The organism is Nocardioides sp. AX2bis, assembly GCF_902506435.1.
Lineage (GTDB): Bacteria > Actinomycetota > Actinomycetes > Propionibacteriales > Nocardioidaceae > Nocardioides.
In genome coordinates this window covers 719,663-739,693 of record NZ_LR733215.1, presented here as the reverse complement: position 1 = coordinate 739,693, position 20,031 = coordinate 719,663, and the positions used below count along the sequence as shown (strand labels likewise).

The 20,031-nt window shown below is 73.9% G+C and carries 16 protein-coding genes; 5 read left to right on the top strand and 11 right to left on the bottom strand.

The window, feature by feature from the left end; genetic code table 11:
* Positions 1-6: 6 nt before the first annotated feature.
* From GV155_RS03535 to mftF, 5 genes are all read right to left on the bottom strand, one after another.
* Positions 7-861, bottom strand: a complete 855-nt coding sequence (locus GV155_RS03535; protein WP_160005292.1) for an FAD binding domain-containing protein — start codon at positions 859-861, stop codon at positions 7-9.
* On the bottom strand, positions 858-3,344 hold the full coding sequence (locus GV155_RS03530) for a xanthine dehydrogenase family protein molybdopterin-binding subunit (RefSeq protein WP_160005290.1): 2,487 nt from the start codon (positions 3,342-3,344) through the stop codon (positions 858-860). The genes GV155_RS03535 and GV155_RS03530 overlap by 4 nt, the downstream gene beginning before the upstream one ends.
* A complete protein-coding gene (locus tag GV155_RS03525; protein ID WP_160005288.1) occupies positions 3,341-3,847 on the bottom strand; it encodes a (2Fe-2S)-binding protein in 507 nt (168 codons plus the stop codon). The genes GV155_RS03530 and GV155_RS03525 overlap by 4 nt, the downstream gene beginning before the upstream one ends.
* A 140-nt stretch (positions 3,848-3,987) precedes the next feature.
* Entirely contained in the window at positions 3,988-5,259 is a 1,272-nt protein-coding gene (locus GV155_RS03520; protein ID WP_160005286.1) for a transcriptional regulator, read from the bottom strand.
* Between the two features lie 81 nt (positions 5,260-5,340).
* A complete protein-coding gene (mftF, locus tag GV155_RS03515) occupies positions 5,341-6,816 on the bottom strand; it encodes a mycofactocin biosynthesis glycosyltransferase MftF (RefSeq protein ID WP_160005284.1) in 1,476 nt (491 codons plus the stop codon).
* 200 nt (positions 6,817-7,016) lie between these two features.
* On the opposite strand from mftF, the gene mdo reads away from it, so the two are divergent.
* From mdo to GV155_RS03490, 5 genes are all read left to right on the top strand, one after another.
* Positions 7,017-8,309 (top strand): NDMA-dependent methanol dehydrogenase, encoded by a 1,293-nt coding sequence (mdo, locus tag GV155_RS03510; RefSeq protein ID WP_160005282.1) that lies wholly within the window; start codon positions 7,017-7,019, stop codon positions 8,307-8,309.
* Between the two features lie 76 nt (positions 8,310-8,385).
* Complete coding sequence (locus GV155_RS03505; protein ID WP_201300042.1) at positions 8,386-9,588, top strand: AAA family ATPase; 1,203 nt, start codon at positions 8,386-8,388, stop codon at positions 9,586-9,588.
* A gap of 13 nt (positions 9,589-9,601) precedes the next feature.
* Positions 9,602-11,152, top strand: a complete 1,551-nt coding sequence (locus GV155_RS03500; protein WP_160005280.1) for a VWA domain-containing protein — start codon at positions 9,602-9,604, stop codon at positions 11,150-11,152.
* Positions 11,149-12,093 (top strand): mycofactocin oligosaccharide methyltransferase MftM, encoded by a 945-nt coding sequence (mftM, locus tag GV155_RS03495; protein WP_160005278.1) that lies wholly within the window; start codon positions 11,149-11,151, stop codon positions 12,091-12,093. Before GV155_RS03500 ends, mftM begins: the two co-directional genes overlap by 4 nt.
* Positions 12,094-12,237: 144 nt before the next feature.
* Positions 12,238-13,260 (top strand): hypothetical protein, encoded by a 1,023-nt coding sequence (locus tag GV155_RS03490; RefSeq protein ID WP_160005277.1) that lies wholly within the window; start codon positions 12,238-12,240, stop codon positions 13,258-13,260.
* 6 nt (positions 13,261-13,266) lie between these two features.
* Here GV155_RS03490 and GV155_RS03485 read toward each other — a convergent pair whose 3' ends face one another.
* The 6 genes from GV155_RS03485 to GV155_RS03460 all read right to left on the bottom strand — a co-directional run bounded on the left by GV155_RS03485 (position 13,267) and on the right by GV155_RS03460 (position 19,874).
* Positions 13,267-13,968 carry a MadR family response regulator transcription factor gene (locus GV155_RS03485; protein WP_160005275.1) on the bottom strand — a complete coding sequence of 234 codons (702 nt, stop codon included), beginning with the start codon at positions 13,966-13,968 and terminating at the stop codon, positions 13,267-13,269.
* A complete protein-coding gene (locus tag GV155_RS03480; RefSeq protein ID WP_160005273.1) occupies positions 13,965-15,422 on the bottom strand; it encodes a MadS family sensor histidine kinase in 1,458 nt (485 codons plus the stop codon). Before GV155_RS03480 ends, GV155_RS03485 begins: the two co-directional genes overlap by 4 nt.
* The gene (locus GV155_RS03475; protein ID WP_160005271.1) at positions 15,419-16,630 is read right to left on the bottom strand and encodes an iron-containing alcohol dehydrogenase; all 1,212 of its coding nucleotides are present in this window, start codon (positions 16,628-16,630) and stop codon (positions 15,419-15,421) included. The genes GV155_RS03480 and GV155_RS03475 overlap by 4 nt, the downstream gene beginning before the upstream one ends.
* Before the next feature lie 88 nt (positions 16,631-16,718).
* Positions 16,719-17,840, bottom strand: a complete 1,122-nt coding sequence (locus tag GV155_RS03470) for an XdhC family protein (RefSeq protein ID WP_160005269.1) — start codon at positions 17,838-17,840, stop codon at positions 16,719-16,721.
* Positions 17,833-18,981 (bottom strand): vWA domain-containing protein, encoded by a 1,149-nt coding sequence (locus GV155_RS03465; RefSeq protein WP_160005267.1) that lies wholly within the window; start codon positions 18,979-18,981, stop codon positions 17,833-17,835. The genes GV155_RS03470 and GV155_RS03465 overlap by 8 nt, the downstream gene beginning before the upstream one ends.
* Positions 18,978-19,874 carry an AAA family ATPase gene (locus GV155_RS03460; protein WP_160005265.1) on the bottom strand — a complete coding sequence of 299 codons (897 nt, stop codon included), beginning with the start codon at positions 19,872-19,874 and terminating at the stop codon, positions 18,978-18,980. Before GV155_RS03460 ends, GV155_RS03465 begins: the two co-directional genes overlap by 4 nt.
* Between the last annotated feature and the right edge of the window lie 157 nt (positions 19,875-20,031).

Here is a 20,031-nt window from a genome sequence, read left to right as displayed (position 1 = left end):
GAGTGATCAGCCCCCCGCCGCGGTCACGACGGCGCGCCGGGTCAGCACGGTGGCCAGGTGCTTGCGGTACGAGGCCTGGCCGTTCAGGTCCGAGGGCGGGTTGGTGCCGTCGGCGGCCTTGCCGGCCGCCTCGCGCACCGCGTCCTCGGTGGCCTGCACGCCGACCAGGGCCTCCTCCACGCTGCGCGCACGCAGCGGGGTGTTGCCCATGTTGGTCAGCCCGACCCGGGCCTCGGCGATGACGCCGCCCTCGACCCGGACCGCCGCGGCCACGGCCACGATCGGCCACTGGTGGGCCACGCGCACGAACTTCTCGTAGTGCGCACCCCAGCCGGTGTGCTTGGGGATCCGGACCTCGGTGAGGATCTCGTCCTCCCCGATGGCGGTCTCGAAGAGGTCGATGAAGAAGTCGTCGGCCGCGACGGTCCGTGTGCCACCCGGGCCGGCGATGACGAACTGGGCGCCGAGCGCGAGCGCCGGGGCTCCCAGGTCACCGGCCGGGTCGGCGTGGGCCAGGGCCCCGCCGAAGGTGCCCCGGTGGCGGATCTGGGCGTCGGCCAGGTGGTCGACGGCCCTGCTCACCAGGGCGGCGTGCTCGGCCACGAGCGGGTCGGAGCCGACCGCCGCGTGGGTGGTCATGGCGCCGATGACGATGGCGTCGCCGTCGTCGCGGATGCCCCGGATCGACTCGATCTTGCCGAGGTCGATGACCATCTCGGGTGCGTTGAGGCGCATCCGGAGGACCGGCAGGAGGCTCTGGCCGCCCCCGAGGATCTTGGCGTCCTCGCCGTGCTCGGCGAGGGCCGCGAGGGCGTCCTCGACCGTGGTGGGCGCGAGGTACTCGAACGGTGCGGGGATCATGCCTGCGTCCCTCCAGTGGTGCGGTCGGTGGTGCCTTCCATGCCGGTCGCCGGGTCGAAGTGAGCGGCGGCGGCACCCTCGGTCGAGGCCTCGCCCCCCGCTCCGACGCCGTTGACGGCCTTCCAGACGCGCTCGGGCGTGCACGGCATCTGGATGTCGTTGACGCCCAGGTGGCGCACGGCGTCGACGACGGCGTTCACCACGGCCGGGGTGGAGGCGATCGTGCCCGCCTCGCCCACGCCCTTGGTGCCGAGCGTGTTGGTGATCGACGGGGTGCTGGTGTGGTCGATCTCGTAGTTCATCGTGTCGGCGGCCGTCGGCAGCAGGTAGTCGACGAACGAGCCGGAGACCAGGGTCCCGGCGTCGTCGTAGACCGCCTCCTCCCACAGCGCCTGCGCGATGCCCTGGACCAGGCCGCCGTGGATCTGGCCCGAGACGATCAACGGGTTGATCACGGTGCCGATGTCGTCCACGCAGACGTACTTGCGCATCTTGACCGCACCGGTCTCGGTGTCGACCTCCATGGCGCACAGGTGCGTGCCGTGGGGGTAGTTGAAGTTCACCGGGTCGAAGGTGGCCTCGGAGTCCAGCGACGGCTCCATGCCCTCGGGGTAGTCGTGCGCCGAGAACATCGCCGCGGCGATCTCCCCGATGGCCAGGCCCTGGTCGGTGCCGCGGACGGTGAACCGGCCGCCCTCGAACTCGATGTCGTCCACCGAGGCCTCGAGCAGGTGGGCCGCGACCGGCTTGGCCTTCTCGACGACCTTGTCGGCCGCCTTGACCAGCGCCTCGCCGCCGACGACCAGGGAGCGCGAGCCGTAGGTGTCCAGGCCCTTGTGCGCGATCTGGGTGTCGCCGTGCAGCACCTCGACGTCGTCGAAGGCGACCCCGAGCCGGTCGGCGACGATCTGGCTGAACGCCGTCTCGTGGCCCTGGCCGTGCGCGGAGGCGCCGGTGACGACCTCGACCTTGCCGGTGGCCAGCATGCGTACCGACGCGTGCTCCCAGCCGCCGGCGCCGTAGTTGAGCTGCCCGAGCACCCGCGAGGGGGCCAGGCCGCACATCTCGGTGAAGGTGGAGATGCCGATGCCGAGCTGGACCTTGTCGCCGGCGTCGCGGCGACGCTTCTGCTCGGCGCGCAGGTCGTCGTAGCCGAACATCTCGCGGGCCAGCGCGGTGGCGGCCTCGTAGTTGCCGGTGTCGTACTCGAGCCCGGCCACCGTGGTGAAGGGGAACTCCTCGTGCTTGATCCAGTTCTTCTCGCGCAGCTCGAGCGGGTCCATGTCGAGCTCGGCGGCGAGCTCGCTCATCATCCGCTCGATGCCGAAGGTGGCCTCGGGCCGCCCGGCGCCGCGGTAGGCGTCGGTCCAGGTCTTGTTGGTCAGCACCGTCTGGCAGTTGAACTGGTAGGCCGGGAACTTGTAGATCGCGTTGAACATGAACGCGCCGAGCACGGGCACGCCGCCACCGACGAGGGAGACGTACGCCCCGAGGTCGGCGAGCAGGTCCACCTTGAGACCGAGGACGTTGCCCTCCTTGTCGGCGGCCAGGGTCAGCTTCTGCCACTGGTCGCGACCGTGGTGGGCCACCATCAGGCTCTCCGAGCGGGTCTCGGTGAACTTCACCGGCTTGCCCAGGCGGTTGGCGATGGCGAAGGTCAGCCACTCCTCGGGGGTGGTCTGGAGCTTGCCGCCGAAGCCGCCGCCCACGTCGGGGGCGATGACGCGGATCTTGGACTCCGACACCCCGGTGGTCGCGGCCAGCGCGAAGCGCAGGATGTGCGGCACCTGGGTGGCCGACCACATGGTGATCTGCTCGCCGGTCGGGTCGACCACCGTGGAGCGGGGCTCCATGAACGCCGGGATGAGGCGCTGCTGGCGGTACTCGCGCTCGATGACGACGCCGTCGGTGCGGGCCTTCTCGATCGCCTCGTCGATGCTGCTGCCGGTGCCGGCCTCGAGGGAGTCGAACTTCCAGAACGCGGACTTGTTGGTGCCCAGGTCGGGGTGCGCGAGCACCTCGTCGTTCGCGGACTTCTTCAGGTCCAGCGCGGCCGGGAGCTCCTCGTACTCGACGTCGACGAGCTCGGCGGCGTCCCGGGCCTCGGCCTGGGTGCGGGCCACCACGACGGCCACGATCTCGCCGGCGAAGCTGACCTTGTCGATGGGGCACGGCAGGTGGGTCGGGGTGACCTGGTCGGTGGTGATCGCCCAGGCGTTGATCAGCACGCCCTGGCTCTCGCCGAGGTCGGCGCCGGTCAGCACCGAGACCACGTTGGGCGAGGCCTCCGCCGCGGACTTGTCGATCGAGGTGATCTTCGCGTGGGCGAAGGGGCTGCGCACCATGGCCATGTGCAGCATCCCGGGCAGCACGATGTTGTCGGTCCACCGGGTACGCCCGGTGATCAGGCGCTGGTCCTCCTTGCGGCGGCGCTCCTGCCCGATCTCCTTGGCGACGGCGGGACGGTCCTGGGTGGTGGTCATGAGTCCATCTCCTCTGCGACGGCTCCGGCGGTGGAGGCGCCGGCGCGCGTGCCGGCCGCTTCCTGCACGGCCTTGACGATGTTCTGGTAGCCCGTGCAGCGGCACAGGTTGCCCTCGAGACCGAGGCGGATCTCCTCCTCGGTGGGGTCGGGGTTCTCCTCCAGGAGGGCGACGCTCTGCATGATCATCCCCGGCGTGCAGTAGCCGCACTGGAGTCCGTGGCAGTTGCGGAAGGACTCCTGGACCGGGTGCAGCTGGCCGTCCTTGGCCAGGCCCTCGATCGTGGTCACCGACGCGCCGTCGACCTGCACGGCCAGCACGTTGCAGGACTTCACCGAGGTGCCGTCGAGGTGCACCGTGCACGCGCCGCAGTTGCTGGTGTCGCACCCGACGACCGTGCCGGTCTTGCCGAGCTTCTCGCGCAGGTACTGCACGAGGGTCGTGCGGGGTTCGACGTCGTCGGACACTTTCGCTCCGTCGACGGTGAGGCTGATCTTCGCCATGGCCTGCTCGCTCCCTTGCGTGGGCTGTCGTGCGTGAGCACGGACGGTCACCGGACCCGCGTGTGACGTGGGTCTCTCGTGAGGCTGACGCTAGGTCGCGACGGTTGGCCGATGGTTGGGGGTGCCACCCCGGCCCGGGCTCAGCGCGAGGCGGCCGCGAGCTTGCCCTTGAGCAGGGGCTTCGCGGTGTGGTGACGGTCCCCCAGGACCGACAGGCACTTCTCGACGACCTCGACGTCGTACGGCGCGAGGTCGGCGTAGCGCAGCACCGCGGCCGGCTCCGGGTCGACCAGCAGCGCCTCCCGCACGGCGACGGCGACGTAGTCGGCCAGCTCGGACAGCGCCGGGCTGTTGGTGCCGGGCAGCAGGTCGCCGCCGTAGGCCCGTACGGCGCGGGCGACCTGGCCCGCGCGCAGGAGGTCCAGCACCCGGTCGACGTCGGTGGTCACCGGCATCGTGAGCCGGTAGGGCCGCGAGGCCAGCTGGCCACCGAGGGCGGAGCGCAGGTGCGAGACCTCCGCCTTGAGCGTGGAGAGCGTGACGGCCTGGTCGCCGTAGACCAGCGCGTGCAGCCGGTCCAGCGAGAGTCCCTCGGGGTGCAGCGCGAGCAGCGCGAGGATCTCGGTCTGGCGACGGTTGAGCAGCAGCCGCTGGCCGTCGTGGCGCACCTCGGCGGTGCCGAGCAGGCGCATCACCAGGCCGGGCTCGGACTCGAGCGCGTCGCCGACCGGGCCGCCGTCGGCCTGGCCGATGAGGTCCTCCAGCGCGGTCGGCTGGTAGGCCGAGCGCGGCATCGCGGACTCGATCAGCCGCGCCATCACCCGCGCGGTGGCCAGCCCGATCGGGTGGCTGCGGTCCCAGGTCGTCGACAGGTCGATGACCCCGATCTGGCGGCCGCTGTGGGGGTCGAAGACGGGCGCGGCCCAGCACACCCAGTTGTGCACGATCGGGGCGTAGTGCTCGGCGGAGAACACCATCGACGGCGTGGCCATCCGGGTCGCCAGGTCGAGGGCGTTGGTGCCGACCGACTGGTCGTCCCAGCGGGCACCCGGCGCGAAGTTCACGGTCTCGGCCTTGCGGCGCATCACGCGGCCGCCGTAGGTCCACAGGATCCGGGTCTGGGCGTCGGTCACGGCCAGGACGAGGTCGCCGTCCTCGGCGGTGCGCCGCAGCTCGGCCTCGACCCCGGCCACGGCCTCCTGCAGCGGGGAGTCCTGCCACAGCGACGCGGTCTCGTCCTCATCCGACATCGGGGCGGCCTCGACGCCGGTCGGCACGGCAGCCACCGAGCGGGTCCAGCTGGAGAGGATCTCGGGTCGCACCACCGAGTCGGTGGAGTCGCCGTTCTCGACGAAGGAGGTCCACGCCTTGAGCGTCTGGACCTTCCGGCTGTGCAGCTCGTCGGTCCCCATCGGCTCCCCCGGTGCTCTTCCCTCGGTCGCGCCGAACCTAGCACCGGTGCTGTGACGACCCTCACGCGATCGCAGGCCGGTCTAGCGTGAGGGACGGCGCAGCAGCACCGGCAGCAGCGCCCGCGGCGAGCGGGCGCGCGCCACGCCGACCCAGACGCCCGCACCGTAGGCGAGGTCGTCGAGGCGGTGGGCCACGACGTACGCCGCCCGCGGCTGCGTCGCCCCGACCCGGTGGTGGTCCCACAGGCCCTCCCCCAGGGCCGCGACCAGCACCGCCCTGCGGGCCCGGCGGGAGCGGGTGGCGGCGAGGACGGCCAGCGGCCAGTGGTGCCGGGTCAGCGACGCGGCGATCTGGGTGAGGACGGCCCCGAGGCCGCGGGTGGCCAGGACGGCGGCGTCCGCGGTCGGCCGTTCCCCGGGCAGCCGCCGCGCGAGCACGACGATCGCGGTGCCCCACGCCGCCCCCGCGACGGGCAGGGACCAGCGGCGCTGGGCCAGCAGGGCGAGCGCGGTGACCGCCGCCCAGGGCGTCAGCACGACCGGGGCGACGGCGTCGCCGTGGCGGCGGGCCAGGTCGGCGGCCGAGCCGCCGTAGAAGGCCTTGCGCCGCAGCCAGGCCGCCGGCCCCGCGCGGTGGTCGTGACGCACCCGCGCGGCGGGCTCGTACCGCACCCGCCACCCCCCGGCGACCAGGCGCCAGACGAGGTCGACGTCCTCGCCGCTGCGCAGCTCCTCGGCGAACCCGCCGCCGAGCGCCCCGACCCGGGCGAGCCAGCAGGCGCTCGGGACGTAGGAGACCGGCGCCCGGGGGCGGACCTGGGCGGCGCGGGCGCCGAGGTCGAGGGAGGACCGGTCGGTCTCGTACGCCGCCACCCACCGCGCCAGGCGGCCCGCCGACGGGGCCCCCGCGAGCGCGAGCACCCGGGGCGCGGCGACCGCCACCAGCGGGTCGTCGAGGTGCCGGCGCAGGGTGCCGAGCCAGCCCGGGTCGGGCACCACGTCGGAGTCGACGAACGCCACCAGCGGCGTCGTGACCGCGGCCAGGCCGGTGTTGCGCGCCGCGGCGGGACCCCGGTTGACCGCGTGCCGCAGCAGCCGGGCGCCGTGCGCGGCGGCGACGGTCGCGACCGCGCCGGGGTCGGCCGAGGCGTCGTCGACGACCACGACCGGCAGCCCGCGAGGCAGCGCGGACAGCAGCCGGGCCAGCTCGTCCGGGCGGTCGTGCACCGGCACCACGACGGTCACGTCGGCCACGGTGTCGTCGCCCGGCGGGGCGTCAGGCCACCACGGCTCGGCCACGCCCGCGTCGAGCAGGGTGCGGGCCAGCCGCCGACCCACGGGGTCCTCGACCAGCGCCGGCAGCCCGGCCACGATCCCGGCCGCGCGGGGCACCAGCCGCAGGACGCGGTCGGCCCCGTACCCCGTCAGGGTCCGGCTGCCGTCCGCCGCGCGGGAGCCCAGCCGGGCACCCGGCAGCAGGCGCAGACCGGTGCCCTCGGGGACGGGCGTGGCGGCGGGCGCAACGGTGGGCGCGGCGGTCGGGGGCGGCGTGGTCATCGCGGGCCATCGTGGCCGGTCCCCGCCGCCCGGACCACCCGACCCCGGGGCGCGCCGTCCGGGGGACCCGGGGGACCTGTCCGGACGGGCAGGGTCGGCCCCCGCCCGCGGAGGAGTCTTCGGGTCCTCGTCTGGCGTGTGGGGTGGGTCACTCCTAGCGTCCGCCGAGAGCCCATCGCCACACCCCAGGAGGATCCGACATGCAGGTCGACGAGCTGCTCAAGCCGTTCCCGATCAAGGAGTTCCACCCGTTCCCCCGAGCCCTGATGGGGCCGGGGGCGCACGAGATGATCGGCCCGGAGGCCCTCAAGATGGGCTTCCGCAAGACCCTCGTCATGACGTCGGGCCTCCGCGGCACCGACATCGTGCACAAGATCGTCGAGTCGATGAAGTACCACGGTCTCGAGGTGGTGGTCTACGACAAGGTCGAGTCCAACCCCAAGGACTACAACGTCATGGACTCGGTGAAGCTCTACCAGGAGAACGCCTGCGACTCGTTCGTCTCCATCGGCGGCGGCTCCTCGCACGACGCCTGCAAGGGCGCCCGCGTCTCGGTGGCGCACGACGGCCGGAACGTGAACGAGTTCGAGGGCTTCAACATGTCCGAGAACCCGAAGAACCCGCCGCACATCGCGGTCTCCACCACGGCCGGCACCGGCTCGGAGACCTCGTGGGCCTACGTCATCACCGACACCACGACCGACCCCGAGAACCCGCACAAGTACGTCGCCTTCGACGACGCCTCCGTGACCTCGCTGGCGATCGACGACCCGGTCCTCTACTTCGACTGCCCGGTGGACTACACCGCCCAGTGCGGGTTCGACGTGCTCGCGCACGCCTCCGAGCCGTACGTCTCGCGGCTGAACTTCCAGCCCTCGCTCGGCAACGCGCTGCACGCGATCAAGCTGACCAACGAGCACCTGCGCCAGGCCGTGTGGAACGGCCAGGACCTCGCCGGCCGCGAGGGGATGATGTACGCCCAGTACATCGCCGCCCAGGCGTTCAACTCCGGCGGCCTCGGGATCATCCACTCGATCTCGCACGCGGTGAGCGCCTTCTACGACACCCACCACGGCCTGAACAACGCGATCGCGCTGCCGCGGGTCTGGGCGTTCAACATGCCCAGCCAGTACAAGCGGTTCGCCGACATCGCCCGGGCGATGGACATCGACACCCACGGCATGACCGACATCCAGGCCGCCGACGCCGCGCTCGCCGCGTCGATCCGGCTGCTGCGCGACGTGGGGATCACCGAGCGGTTCGTCGACGTGACCGCCGACAGCTACTCCAAGAACCGCCTGGGCCAGGGCCCGACCGCGTTCTACGAGAACGCCAAGGTGATCAGCGGTGACGAGGCCGACGTGGCCCGGATCACCAACCACGTCCTCGGTGACGCCTGCACGCCGGGCAACGCCAAGGAGTGCACCTTCGAGACGGTGCAGCCCGTGGTCGACCACTGCATGAACGGCGACCTGGACGACCTGCTCATCTGAGCAGTCCTCCCCGGGCGGCGCCGCACCGCGGCGCCGCCCGACCCGTCTCCCCACCACCCACCTCCCGGAGCTGACGTTGACCCTCGCCGCACCCGAACCCGACTTCGCCGACGTCGCCGACACCAAGGCCCGCTTCGCCGAGCACGGCTACCTGGTCGACGACCGGCTGGCCACCACGGTCTTCCTGCAGACCCGGCTCGACAAGCCGGTGCTGCTCGAGGGGCCCGCGGGGGTCGGCAAGACGCAGCTCGCGCTCAGCCTGGCCCAGGCCACGGGGCGCCGGCTGCTGCGGCTGCAGTGCTACGAGGGCCAGGACGAGACCAAGGCGCTCTACGAGTGGGACTACGGCAAGCAGCTGCTCTACACCCAGATCCTGCGGGAGAAGATCGGCCAGGTCGTCGCCGACACCACCACGCTGGCCGAGGCCGTCGACAAGATCGCCGCCCAGGACTCGGTGTTCTTCTCCGAGCGATTCCTGGCCCCCCGCCCGCTGCTCGAGGCGATCGACTCCGACCAGCCCTGCGTGCTGCTGATCGACGAGGTCGACCGCGCCGACGAGGCGCTGGAGGCGGTGCTGCTCGAGCTGCTGGCCGAGTTCCAGATCTCCATCCCGGAGATCGGCACGGTCGTGGCCAAGCACAAGCCGTACGTCGTCCTCACCTCGAACAACACCCGCGACCTCTCCGCGGCGCTCAAGCGGCGCTGCCTGCACCTGTTCCTGGACTACCCCGGCGCCCAGCGCGAGCTGGAGATCATCCGCTCCAAGGACACGGGGCTGTCGGAGTCGCTGGCCGTGCGCCTGGTGGGCATCGTCCGCTCCCTGCGCGAGCTGGAGCTGCGCAAGGCACCGAGCATCTCCGAGACCATCGACTGGGCGCGCACGCTGGCGGTGCTGGGGGTCGAGGAGCTGACCTCCGAGGTCCTCTCCTCCACCCTCAACGTGGTCGTGAAGTACGAGCGCGACCTCACCAAGGCCCTCGACGCGATCCCCCGGATGGTCGACCCCAACGCGACCGTGCCCGACTCGCTGACCGGCCACGGGCACGGCCACGGGCACGGCCACGACGACGACCCCGCGCCGGCGGCCCCTGCTGGGACCCCGGTGGCCGACGACGGCGACGTCGACGGCAAGGCCAAGCGGGCCGCCAAGGACCAGCCCGGGCGGCACGACGGCGGCTACAACGGGCAGCCGAGCAAGCCCGCGGGCAGCGGCCCGACCAAGAAGGTCTCCAGCAGCCAGGGCTCCCGCTCGTTCCCCACCCGCCGCCGGCCGGTCTGAGGGGCGGCGGCTCGTGGAGGGCGCGCTGCACCGCTTCGTCCGCCTGCTCCGGCTGCACGGGGTGCGGATCAGCACCGCCGAGGTGATCGACGCCATGCACGCCGTGGCCCAGCCCAGCGTGCTCGAGGACCGCGGGGTCCTGCACGCCGCGCTCGCGGTGAGCCTGGTCAAGGACCGCCGCGACCAGGAGGTCTTCGACGACGTCTTCGACAAGTTCTTCGGCCTGCGAGCCGTCGTGGAGGAGGACACGGGCCACGGCCACGGCCACGCGCACGACGACCTCACCGACGACGGCGAGCTGCACGACTTCACGCTCTCGGAGGAGCCCGGCGACGTCCCCGAGGACGGCCACTCGCACGGCAAGCCCGACGACATCAAGGAGTTCTTCAAGCCCGAGGACATGGCCCAGCAGTTCAACCTGCACCAGGAGGCCAACAAGATCGACGTCGCGGCGCTGACCGACGAGATCGTGCTGTCCAACGACACCACCGACCAGGCCGGCGAGATGGCCCGGGTGCAGCTGTCGACCAGCCGGATGCACAACCCCGGCAACCCCGGCGACCTCGTGTCGGCACCCGGGCTGCGCCTGGACGTCGAGCTGTCGGTGGCCGAGGAGATCGCGCTGCTGTCGTGGATCGACGAGCGCGTGAACGAGATCGCCGAGGAGGACACGACCGACGACGAGAAGGGCGCCAGCCTGGCCGCCCTGCGCGAGGCGCTGGCCCCCTGGATGGAGAAGCTGCCCGAGACGCTGCGTGACCACCTCGAGCGGCTGATGTCGCTGGACCGCGACCTGGAAGGCCGCGAGATCGAGGCCGCGCAGGCCGAGACCGTCGACGAGCGCGAGCGCGCCGACCTCGAGGAGGCGCTGCGGCGCCTGCTGCGCAGCCTGCACGGGGCCCCCCGTCCGCGGCGCCGGGCCGCGGCGCGCGGCGTGGTCGACGGGCGCCGGACGATGCGCTCGAACATGAAGTACGACGGCGTCCCGTTCCGCCCGGTCACCGTGGCCAAGGTCGAGGACCGGCCGCGCCTGCTCGTGCTGGCCGACGTCTCGCTCTCGGTGCGCTCGACGGCCCGCTTCACCCTCCACCTCGTGCACAGCCTGCAGTCGGTGGCCGCGTCGGTGCGCAGCTTCGCTTTCGTCCAGGACCTCGTCGAGATCAGCGACCTCTTCGCCGAGCACCGGATCGAGGAGGCGCTGTCGCTGGTGATGGCCGGGCTGCCCGCCGGCGGCGTGCTCGACGTGGACGCCGACTCCGACTACGGCTCGGCGTTCGAGACCTTCCTCGACCAGTACGGCTCCGTGGTCACCCGCCGCACGACCCTGCTGGTGCTCGGCGACGGACGCGGCAACGGCAACGACCCCGGCATGCGCGCCTTCGAGGAGCTCACGCGCCGCGCCCGGTCCACGATCTGGCTCACGCCGGAGCCCCGGTACAGCTGGGGCCTGGGCGGGTGCGACCTGCCCGCCTACGCCGAGTACTGCGACCGGGTCCAGGTCGTGCGGAACCTCTCCGGGCTGGAGAAGGCGTCCACCTCGTTGCGGGTGACGGGGGCGTCGTGATCCTCGCGCCCGGCCCCGTGCCGCCGATCGACCCCCTCGCCCTGACCTGCCCCGGCGAGCGGGGCGTCTACCGCGACGGGGTGGTCGAGGTGCGGGCCGTCGGCCCGCAGCGTCCGCGCCGGGCGCTGCGCACCGTGCGTACGACGCACTTCGACCTCGGGGTCCGCGGCGACCTGGTCCACCTCGACCACGTCCTGGCCCCCGGCGACGTCGACGACGACCTGGCCGGGCTGCTGGCCGCCGAGCTGTTCGGGCCGGGCTGGCTGCGCGGCGCCGACCTCTTCGAGCGGCTCTTCACCGGGGTCGTGCTCTCCGGCGCGGCGGACCCCCTGACGGCCTGGGAGGGCTTCTACCGGGCCACGATGGCGCGCGTCGAGGACGAGGTGGCCCGGGGCCCCGCGCCCGCGGCCGGCGGCTCCGGCCACGGCACGATCCAGGAGTACGCCCCGGTCTACGAGCACGCCACCGCCCTGGTGGTCGGGCACGACGTGCTCGAGCTGGGCTCCTGCTTCGGGTTCCTCTCGCTGCGCCTGGCCGCCGCCGGGTGGCGGGTGACCGCCTCGGACGTCTCGGCCGGCACCGTGGCGCTGCTGGACCGGGTGGCCGCACGGCTCGACGTACCGCTCGGCACGGTGGCCGCCGACGCCGCCCACTACCCCGGCCCGGACCGCAGCGCCGACACGGTCCTGGCCCTGCACCTGCTCGAGCACCTCGAGCCCGACCACGGCGACCGCGTCGTCACCGAGGCGCTGCGCCTGGCGCGCCACCGCGTGGTCGTCGCGGTCCCCCTCGAGGACGAGGCCGACGAGACCTGGGGCCACGTCCGGACCGTCACCATCGCCGACCTGGTCGCCTGGGGCGAGGACGCCGTCCGCGGGGGCCGCGCCCGGGCGTACGCCGTGGACGAGCACCACGGCGGGTGGCTGGTCCTCGACCGCTGAGGTCGGTCCCTCCACAGGGGTACGCCGCCCGTTGACACCGCTCACAGGTCCCGGAGGGTGCTGCGCCTGCGTGCGGTGTCAACGCGGGCGGGGACCCTGTGGAGGAGCCCGGCAGCCGGCCCCGCGACCCGTCAGGCTCGGGGGATGCACCGCTGGGACCCCCGTTGCCCGCCCCGCGACGACGTGGCCCACCCGGTCCCGGTCGACCCGACCGGCCGCACCGGACCGACGCGCGGCCAGGCGGCCGGGCCCGGGTGGCGGCGGACCTCGAGGGGCCTGTTCGTCCCCGTCGGCGTCAGCGACGACCTGCCCGAGCAGCGCATCGCCGAGCAGGCCGCCCGGCTGCCGCCCGGGGGCGCCGTGACCGGATGGGCAGCGTGCCACCTGTGGGGCGGGAGCTTCTTCGACGGGCTCGCCCCGGACGGGCGCACCCGGCTCCCGGTCCCCCTCGACCTGGGACCCGTGGCCCGGCTCCGACCCGGCCCGGGTGCCCTGGTCGTCCGTACCCGTCTCGGGCCCGAGCAGATGACCCGCGGAACGGTCCGCCGCACCCTGCGCGACCGCGCGGTCGTCGACGCGATGCGGCTGGCTCCCGACCTCGTCGAGGCGGTCGTGGCGGCCGACATGGCGATGGCCGCCGCGATCAGCAGCCCCGTACGCCTCGCGCGTGAGCTCCTGGCCCGACCGGGGCTGCCCGGGCTGCGTCAGGTGCGGGCGGCGCTTCGGCTCGCCTCCGAACACAGCCGCTCCCCCGCCGAGACCCGTCTGCGGCTGCTCGCCGTCGGCCGCGCGGGCCTGCCCGCCGCGGTGCTGGTCAACTGCGCCGTGCGGGACCCGGCCGGTCGCCTCCTCGGGATCGCCGACCTCCTCGACCCGGGCGCCGGGCTCGTGGTCGAGTACGACGGCGCCGAGCACCGCGGTGACCGTCGGTCGTCGCGCGACGCGGTCAAGGACGAGGACCTCCGCGACGCCGGGCTCGAGGTCACCCGCGTCACCGGACGCGACCTGCGTGATCCCGACCTGGTCGTGGACCGCCTGCTGCGGGCCCGGGCCCGGGCGTTGCACCGCGGCACGACCCGACGCTGGGTGGCCGTCCCGGCCGCGCCGTGGGTCGAGTCCGAGATCGCCGAGCGCGAGGCCCGGGAGCGGTGGCACGCCGGCGCGTGAGGCGCCTCAGATCACGCCGAGCTTGCTGGCCTCGTACACCGCCTCGGCGCGGCGGGAGACGCCGAGCTTGCGCAGGATGTTGCCGACGTGGAACTTGGCGGTGGTCTCGGAGATGTAGAGCGACCTGCCGATCTCGCCGTTGGACTGGCCCCGGGCCAGCAGGGCCATCACCTCGGTCTCGCGGGCGGTCAGCGAGGTGGCGGCCTCCCGGGGCGCGGGGGCGTTGAGCCCCCGCACCATCGCCGCGGCCGAGCGGGGGTCGAAGGCGCTCTCGCCGCGGGCGACGTCCCGGATGGCGCGGATCAGGCCGGTGGTGTCGACGTCCTTCACGACGTAGCCCTTCGCGCCGAGCCGGATCGCGGTCAGCACCAGCTGCTCGTCGAGGAACGTGGTGAGCACCAGCACGCGTACCTCGGGGTGCTCGGCCACCAGCTGCGCGCAGAGCTCGAGGCCCTCGGCGTCGGAGGAGGTCGAGAGCTTGAGGTCGAGGAGCACGATCTGGGGGCGGGCGTGGCGCACGACCACCAGCGCCTCCGGCGCGGTGGAGGCCTCCGCGACCACCTCGAGGTCCGGCTCGCGGCCCAGGATCGAGCGGAGTCCCTGCCGGACGATGGCGTGGTCGTCGACGAGCATGATCCGCACCGGGGACGTCGGCCGGGTCTCCCCCGCGGCGTCGGGCGTGCGGGGTCGGGTCGTGGTGGGGCTCATGCGGTGCTCCCTGGGTGGTCGTGCACGGGCGGTACGGGTGGGCGCGCCGTCGCGGACGCGGCGGTGTCGAGCAGGCCCGAGATGGTGCCCGCGGTCGCCGGGACCTCGATCGGCAGCGGGACGCGCAGCTCGATGCGCACGCCCCCCAGCCGGGCGCGACGGAAGGCGATCCGGCCGCCGAGCTCGAGGACCCGGCTCTCGATGTTGGCCAGCCCGCGGTGCCGGCCGCTGGTGTCGGTGCGCTGCACGCGCAGCACGCGGCTCAGCGTCGTCGGGTCGCCGGTGCCGTCGTCGGCGACGTGGACGCGCAGCTCGTCGGGGGTGTAGCGCAGCCGCACCATCGCGCGGGTCGCGCGGGCGTGGGTGGCGGTGTTGAACAGCGCCTCGGCCACCGCGCGGGCGATCTCGTGGTCGGCGTCGCCCGGCAGCACCTGGACGTCGCCCTCGACCCGGACCTGGACCTTGAGGTGGCCCCGGTGGTGCTCGGCGACGTCGGCCAGCAGCTCGGGCAGGGTCGAGACGGTGTCGCGCGAGGGCTGGCTGAGGGCGTAGATCGCCCGGCGGAGCTGCTCGACGGCCTGCGCGGCGAGCTGCTTGGCGGTGGCCACCGACACCGTCGCCGCCGCCGCGCCGGACCCGAGCGCCGCCAGCTCTCCGCGGGCCACCTCGAGCTGCATGCCGGCCGAGAGGACGTACTGCGTGACGCTGTCGTGCAGCTCGCGGGCGATGCGGTGCCGCTCGGCGTCGACGATCTCGCGCTGGTGGGCCAGCAGCAGCCGCTGCTCGACGCGGCGGAGCTCGTCGGTGCGCAGCTTCAGGTCGCGGGCCTGCGCCTGCGCCTCGTCGTAGACGCGCTGGGCGCGGCGGTGCAGCGCGACGCCGGCCTGGTACTGCTCGGAGGTGTGCAGGGAGACCGCCGCCTGGTTGGCCAGGATCCGCAGCACCGACAGGTCGCTCGGCTCGGGGTCGACGGCCAGGCCGTGCCGGGCGGTGAGGCTGCCGATCGGACGGCCCTCGAGCAGCATCGGGACGCGCACCCACCCCGTGTCGTCGGTGTGGCGGGCGTGCCCGGCACGCACCGCGCCCAGCTCACGCCGTACCGGCGCAGGCAGCAGCCGCTCATCGTCGACGGGCACCCCGTCGCGGTGCAGGACCAGGAAGCGGGGCCGCGCGCCGGGCAGCTGGCCGTCGGCGAGGGCCAGCACGACCCACTCGGCGGCCACGTGGGTCCCGACCGCCCGGACCACCTCCTCGAGCAGCCCCCGGGGGCCCTGGACGGTACGCACCAGCGCCCGGGAGATCGAGTCCATCGCCCGCACGGCCTGCTGCAGCCGCTCGTCGGAACGCACGTAGGCGCGGTAGTAGGACCCCTTGCCCGAGCGGACCCCGGTCAGCGTGGCCAGGTCGGGACGCGGCGGGTCGGGACGCGGCGCGTCGACCTGCTGCTCGCTCACAGCGCCGCGCGGAACAGCGCCTCGACGTCGGCGGCCGACGCCGTCCTCGGGTTGGTGCTCAGGCAGGCGTCGCCCAGCGTCGTGGCGGCCAGGCCGGGGACGTCCTCCTCGGTGACCCCGAGCGAGCGCAGCCCGCGCGGGACGCCGACGTCGTCGGCCAGCCGGCGCACGTGCTCGGCCAGCAGCTCGGCGGCCTCCTCGCCGGGCATCCCGAAGACCGGCAGCCCGGCCTGGCCGGCCAGGGCGATGAAGCGCTCCGGGGTCGCGCGGGCGTTGTAGCGGATCACGTGCGGCAGCAGCACCCCGTTGACCACGCCGTGCGGCGCGTCGAGCAGCCCGCCGACCTGGTGGCTCATCGCGTGGGTGGCGCCGAGGATGGCGTTGGTGAAGGCCAGGCCGGCCTCCAGGCTGGCCTGCGCCATCTTCGCGCGGGCCGGCTCGGAGCGGGGGTGCGTCATGGTCGACCGGAGGTGGCGGCAGACCAGCCCGACGGCGTTCAGGGCGTGCACGTCGGCCAGCGGGTTGTGGGCCAGGGAGACGTACGCCTCGATGCCGTGCGTCAGCGCGTCCAGCCCGGTGGCGGCGTTGAGGTCCTCGGGCATGGTGACCAGCAGCCGGGGGTCGGTGATCGAGATGTCCGGCACGAGGGCGCGGCCCATGATGGTGATCTTCACCGACCGCGCGGTGTCGGTGACGATGCAGAACTGCGAGACGTCGGCACCGGTGCCCGAGGTGCTGGGGATCATCACCAGCGGCGGGATCGGCCTCGTGGCTCGGTCGACGCCGGCGTAGTCGAGGATGTCGCCGCCGTTGCCCTGCAGCACCGCGACGCCCTTGGCGGCGTCGATCACCGAGCCGCCGCCGATCCCGACCACCACGTCGGCGCCCGACTCGACGTAGCGCGCGAACGCCGCGCGCACCTCGTGGTCCTTGGGGTTGGGCGTCACCGCGTGCCAGAGCACCGGGTCCAGTCCGGCGTCGCGGAGGTGGCGCAGCAGCTCGTCGGCCCAGCCGGCCTCGATGATGCCGGGGTCGGTCACCACGAAGGGGCGACGCGCGCCGAGCCGGGCGGCGCTGAAGCCGGCCTCGGCTAGCGACCCGTGGCCGACGACCAGCTCGGGGGCGTGGAACTTCACCACGCCCGGGTGGCCGGCGGCGGCCGCAGGGACCGCGCTGTCGGCCGGACGGTGGGCGGCGGTGACGGTCATCGGTGGCTCCCCCTGGCAGGTCCGGTCAACCTACGCCCGCGGGGCGGGGCGGACGAGGTACGCGTGTGGTCGGGGTGCACGGCGGGACCTAGTGGTGGATCCGGCCGGCGCGGGTCGCGAGCCGGTCACCCGTGCCGCCCCACTGGGCGGCGACGATCTCGGCGGCGATGCTGATCGCGGTCTCCTCGGGCGTGCGGGCGCCGAGGTCGAGGCCGATCGGGCTGGAGAGCCGGACCAGCTCGTCGTCGGTGACGCCGGCCTCGCGCAGCCGGTCGGTCCGGTCGTCGTGGGTGCGCCGCGAGCCCATCGCGCCGACGTAGGCCACCGCGGGCAGGCGCAGCGCGACCTCGAGCAGGGGCACGTCGAACTTCGGGTCGTGGGTCAGCACCGTGATCACGGTGCGCTGGTCCACGCGCCCGGCCTCCTGCTCGGCGGTGAGGTAGCGGTGCGGCCAGTCGACGACGACCTCGTCGGCGTGGGCGAAGCGGCTCCGGGTGGCGAAGACCGGGCGGGCGTCGCAGACCGTGACGTGGTAGCCGAGGAACGCCCCGACCCGGGCCACGGCGGCGGCGAAGTCGATGGCGCCGAAGACCAGCATCCGCGGCTTCGGCGCGAAGCCCCAGACGAAGACCCGCATGCCCTCGCCGCGGCGCTCGCCGTCGGGGCCGTAGGTGAGCGTGGCGTTGGTGCCGGCGGCGAGCAGCCCGAGCGCATCGTCGCGTACGGCGTCGTCGGCGCGGGCCGAGCCCATGCCGAAGCCGGTGCCGGGCTCGTCGGGGCGGACCACCAGCCGGCGCCCGACCCAGGCGGGGTCCGGGTGGTCGACCACGGTGGCCAGGGCCACCGGCCGCCCGGCCCGGATGTCCTCGGCGATGTCGCCGAGCTCGGGGAACGTCTCGCGGGAGACCTTCTCGACGAAGACGTCGAGGATGCCGCCGCAGGTCAGGCCGACGGCGAAGGCGTCGTCGTCGGAGACGCCGTAGCGCTCCAGCACGGCCTCGCCGGTGCCGACCACGGTGCCGGCCAGGTCGTAGACCGCGCCCTCGACGCAGCCCCCGGAGACCGAGCCGACCGCGGACTTGTCCGGGCCGACCAGCATCGAGGCGCCCGGGGGGCGGGGTGCGGAGCGGAACGTCGCGACCACGGTGCCGACGCCGACGGTCTCGCCGGCCTCCCACCAGGTCATCAGCTCGTCGAGGACCTCACGCACGGGCCACCACCTCCATCAGCTCGGAGAACGTCGCCAGGGAGTGCCCGGCCAGGAAGTCGTCGACGTGGGGCAGCACGGCCAGCACGCCGGCCTGCACCGGCTCGTAGCCGTCCTTGCCGCGGTGCGGGTTGACCCACACGACGCGGTGCGAGACGCGTCTCAGCCGGCGTACCTGCTCCCCCAGCAGCCGGCAGTCGCCGCGCTCCCAGCCGTCGCTGAAGATCACCACGACCGCGCCGCGGGCCAGCCCGCGGCGGCCCCACCGGTCGACGAACACCTTGAGCGTCTCGCCCAGGCGGGTCCCGCCGGACCAGTCCGACACGGCGTCCCCGGCGACGACCAGGGCGCGCTCGGGGTCGCGCATCCGCAGCGCGCGGGTCAGGTGGGTCAGCCGGGTGCCGACGGTGAAGGTCTCGACCCGGCCGCCGCGGGCGGCCAGCACCGTGGTCGTGCGGTGGGCCAGGCGCAGGAGCGCGTCGGCGTACCCGCTCATGGAGCCGGAGACGTCGATCAGCAGCACCACCCGGCGCGGCTTGGTGGTGCGCCGCCGCCACACGATCTCGGTCGGCTCACCGAGGCGGCGCAGGCTGGCCCGCAGGGTGCGCGAGGCGTCGACCTCGCCGCGGTGCCAGCGCTGGTGCCGCGCGGTGCGGCGGCGGGGAGGGCGCGGCTGGAGGGTGGCGAACATCGCCGCCAGCCGGCTCTTCTCCCCGGCGTCGAGGGTGGCGACGTCGCGGTGGCGGAGCACCTCGGCCTCGCTGGCCTTGGCCCGGACGACGTCGTCGTCCTCCTCCTCGCCGGCACCACCGCCGGCGGGGTCGTCGAGCGGCAGCGTGGTCGGTACGGGCCGGTCGGTCGGCGGCGCGTTCCGGGCCCGGGGCAGGCCGGCGCGGTGGTCGAAGAACGCCTCGAAGACCTGGTCGTAGCGGTCCAGGTCGTCGGGCGAGCCGCACAGCGTGGCGCGCCCCGCGGCGTACGTCGCCGAGACGTCGTCGAGCCCGACCACCGAGGTCGCGGCGAGGAAGGTCTGCGAGCGGTCGGAGGTCACCGGCACGCCCGCCGCACGGAGCGCGGTGGTGAAGGCCAGCAGCACCTCGTCGGGACCGTGGCCGAGCAGCCCGGCGCTGACCGAGACGGTCATGTGCGCATCACCTGGTCGAGCGCCTGGCGGACCTTGTCGGCGTCCTCGCGGTACTTCACCAGCGCACCCAGGGTGGCCGCGGACGTCTCGAGGTCGAGCTCCGTCGCGCCGAGGTGGGCCAGGGCACGGGCCCAGTCCAGGGTCTCGGCCACGCCCGGCGGCTTCTCGAGGTCGTCGCGGGCGCGCAGGTCCTGGACCAGGGAGACGACCTGGCGGGCCAGGACGTGGCCGATCTCGGGCGCGCGGGAGCGCATGATCTCGACCTCGCGCTCCAGTCCGGGGTGGTCGATCCAGTGGTAGAGGCAGCGTCGCTTGAGGGCGTCGTGCAGCTCGCGGGTGCGGTTGGAGGTGAGCACCACCAGCGGCGGCTCGGCCGCCGCGACCGTGCCGAGCTCGGGGATCGAGACGCGGTAGGTCGAGAGCACCTCGAGCAGGAACGCCTCGAACTCGTCGTCGGCGCGGTCGACCTCGTCGACCAGCAGCACCGAGGGGCTCTGCTGGAGCGCGGCCAGGATCGGGCGGGCCAGCAGGAAGCGCTCGTCGTACAGGCTCTTCTCGGCCTCCTCGACGCCGCTGCCTGCGCCGCCGGCGGCCTCGAGCGCGCGCAGGTGGAGCACCTGGCGGGGGAAGTCCCAGTCGTAGAGCGCCTGGCTGGCGTCGATCCCCTCGTAGCACTGCAGCCGCACCAGCGGCAGCCCGAAGGACTCCGCGAGCGCCTCCGCCAGGGCGGTCTTGCCGGTGCCGGGCTCGCCCTCGAGCAGCAGCGGCCGCTGCATCCTCACGGCCAGGAACGCCACCGTCGCCAGCTCGGCGTCGGCGAGGTACCCGGTCTGGCGCAGGCGCGCGGCCATGGACGCCGGGGACAGGTCCGGGGAGGACGCCAGTGTCACCATGGTCACAACCTAGGTCGCGGGCTGTTGGCGTGTGGTTGGTCACCCGCCGAGATGACGCTCGCGGACAGCCGAGATGACGCTCGCGGCGCGTCGAGGTGACGGTTGCGGCGCACCTGGGGCGTACGGGACCACCCGGGCGGGCTGCTCCGCGCAGGCA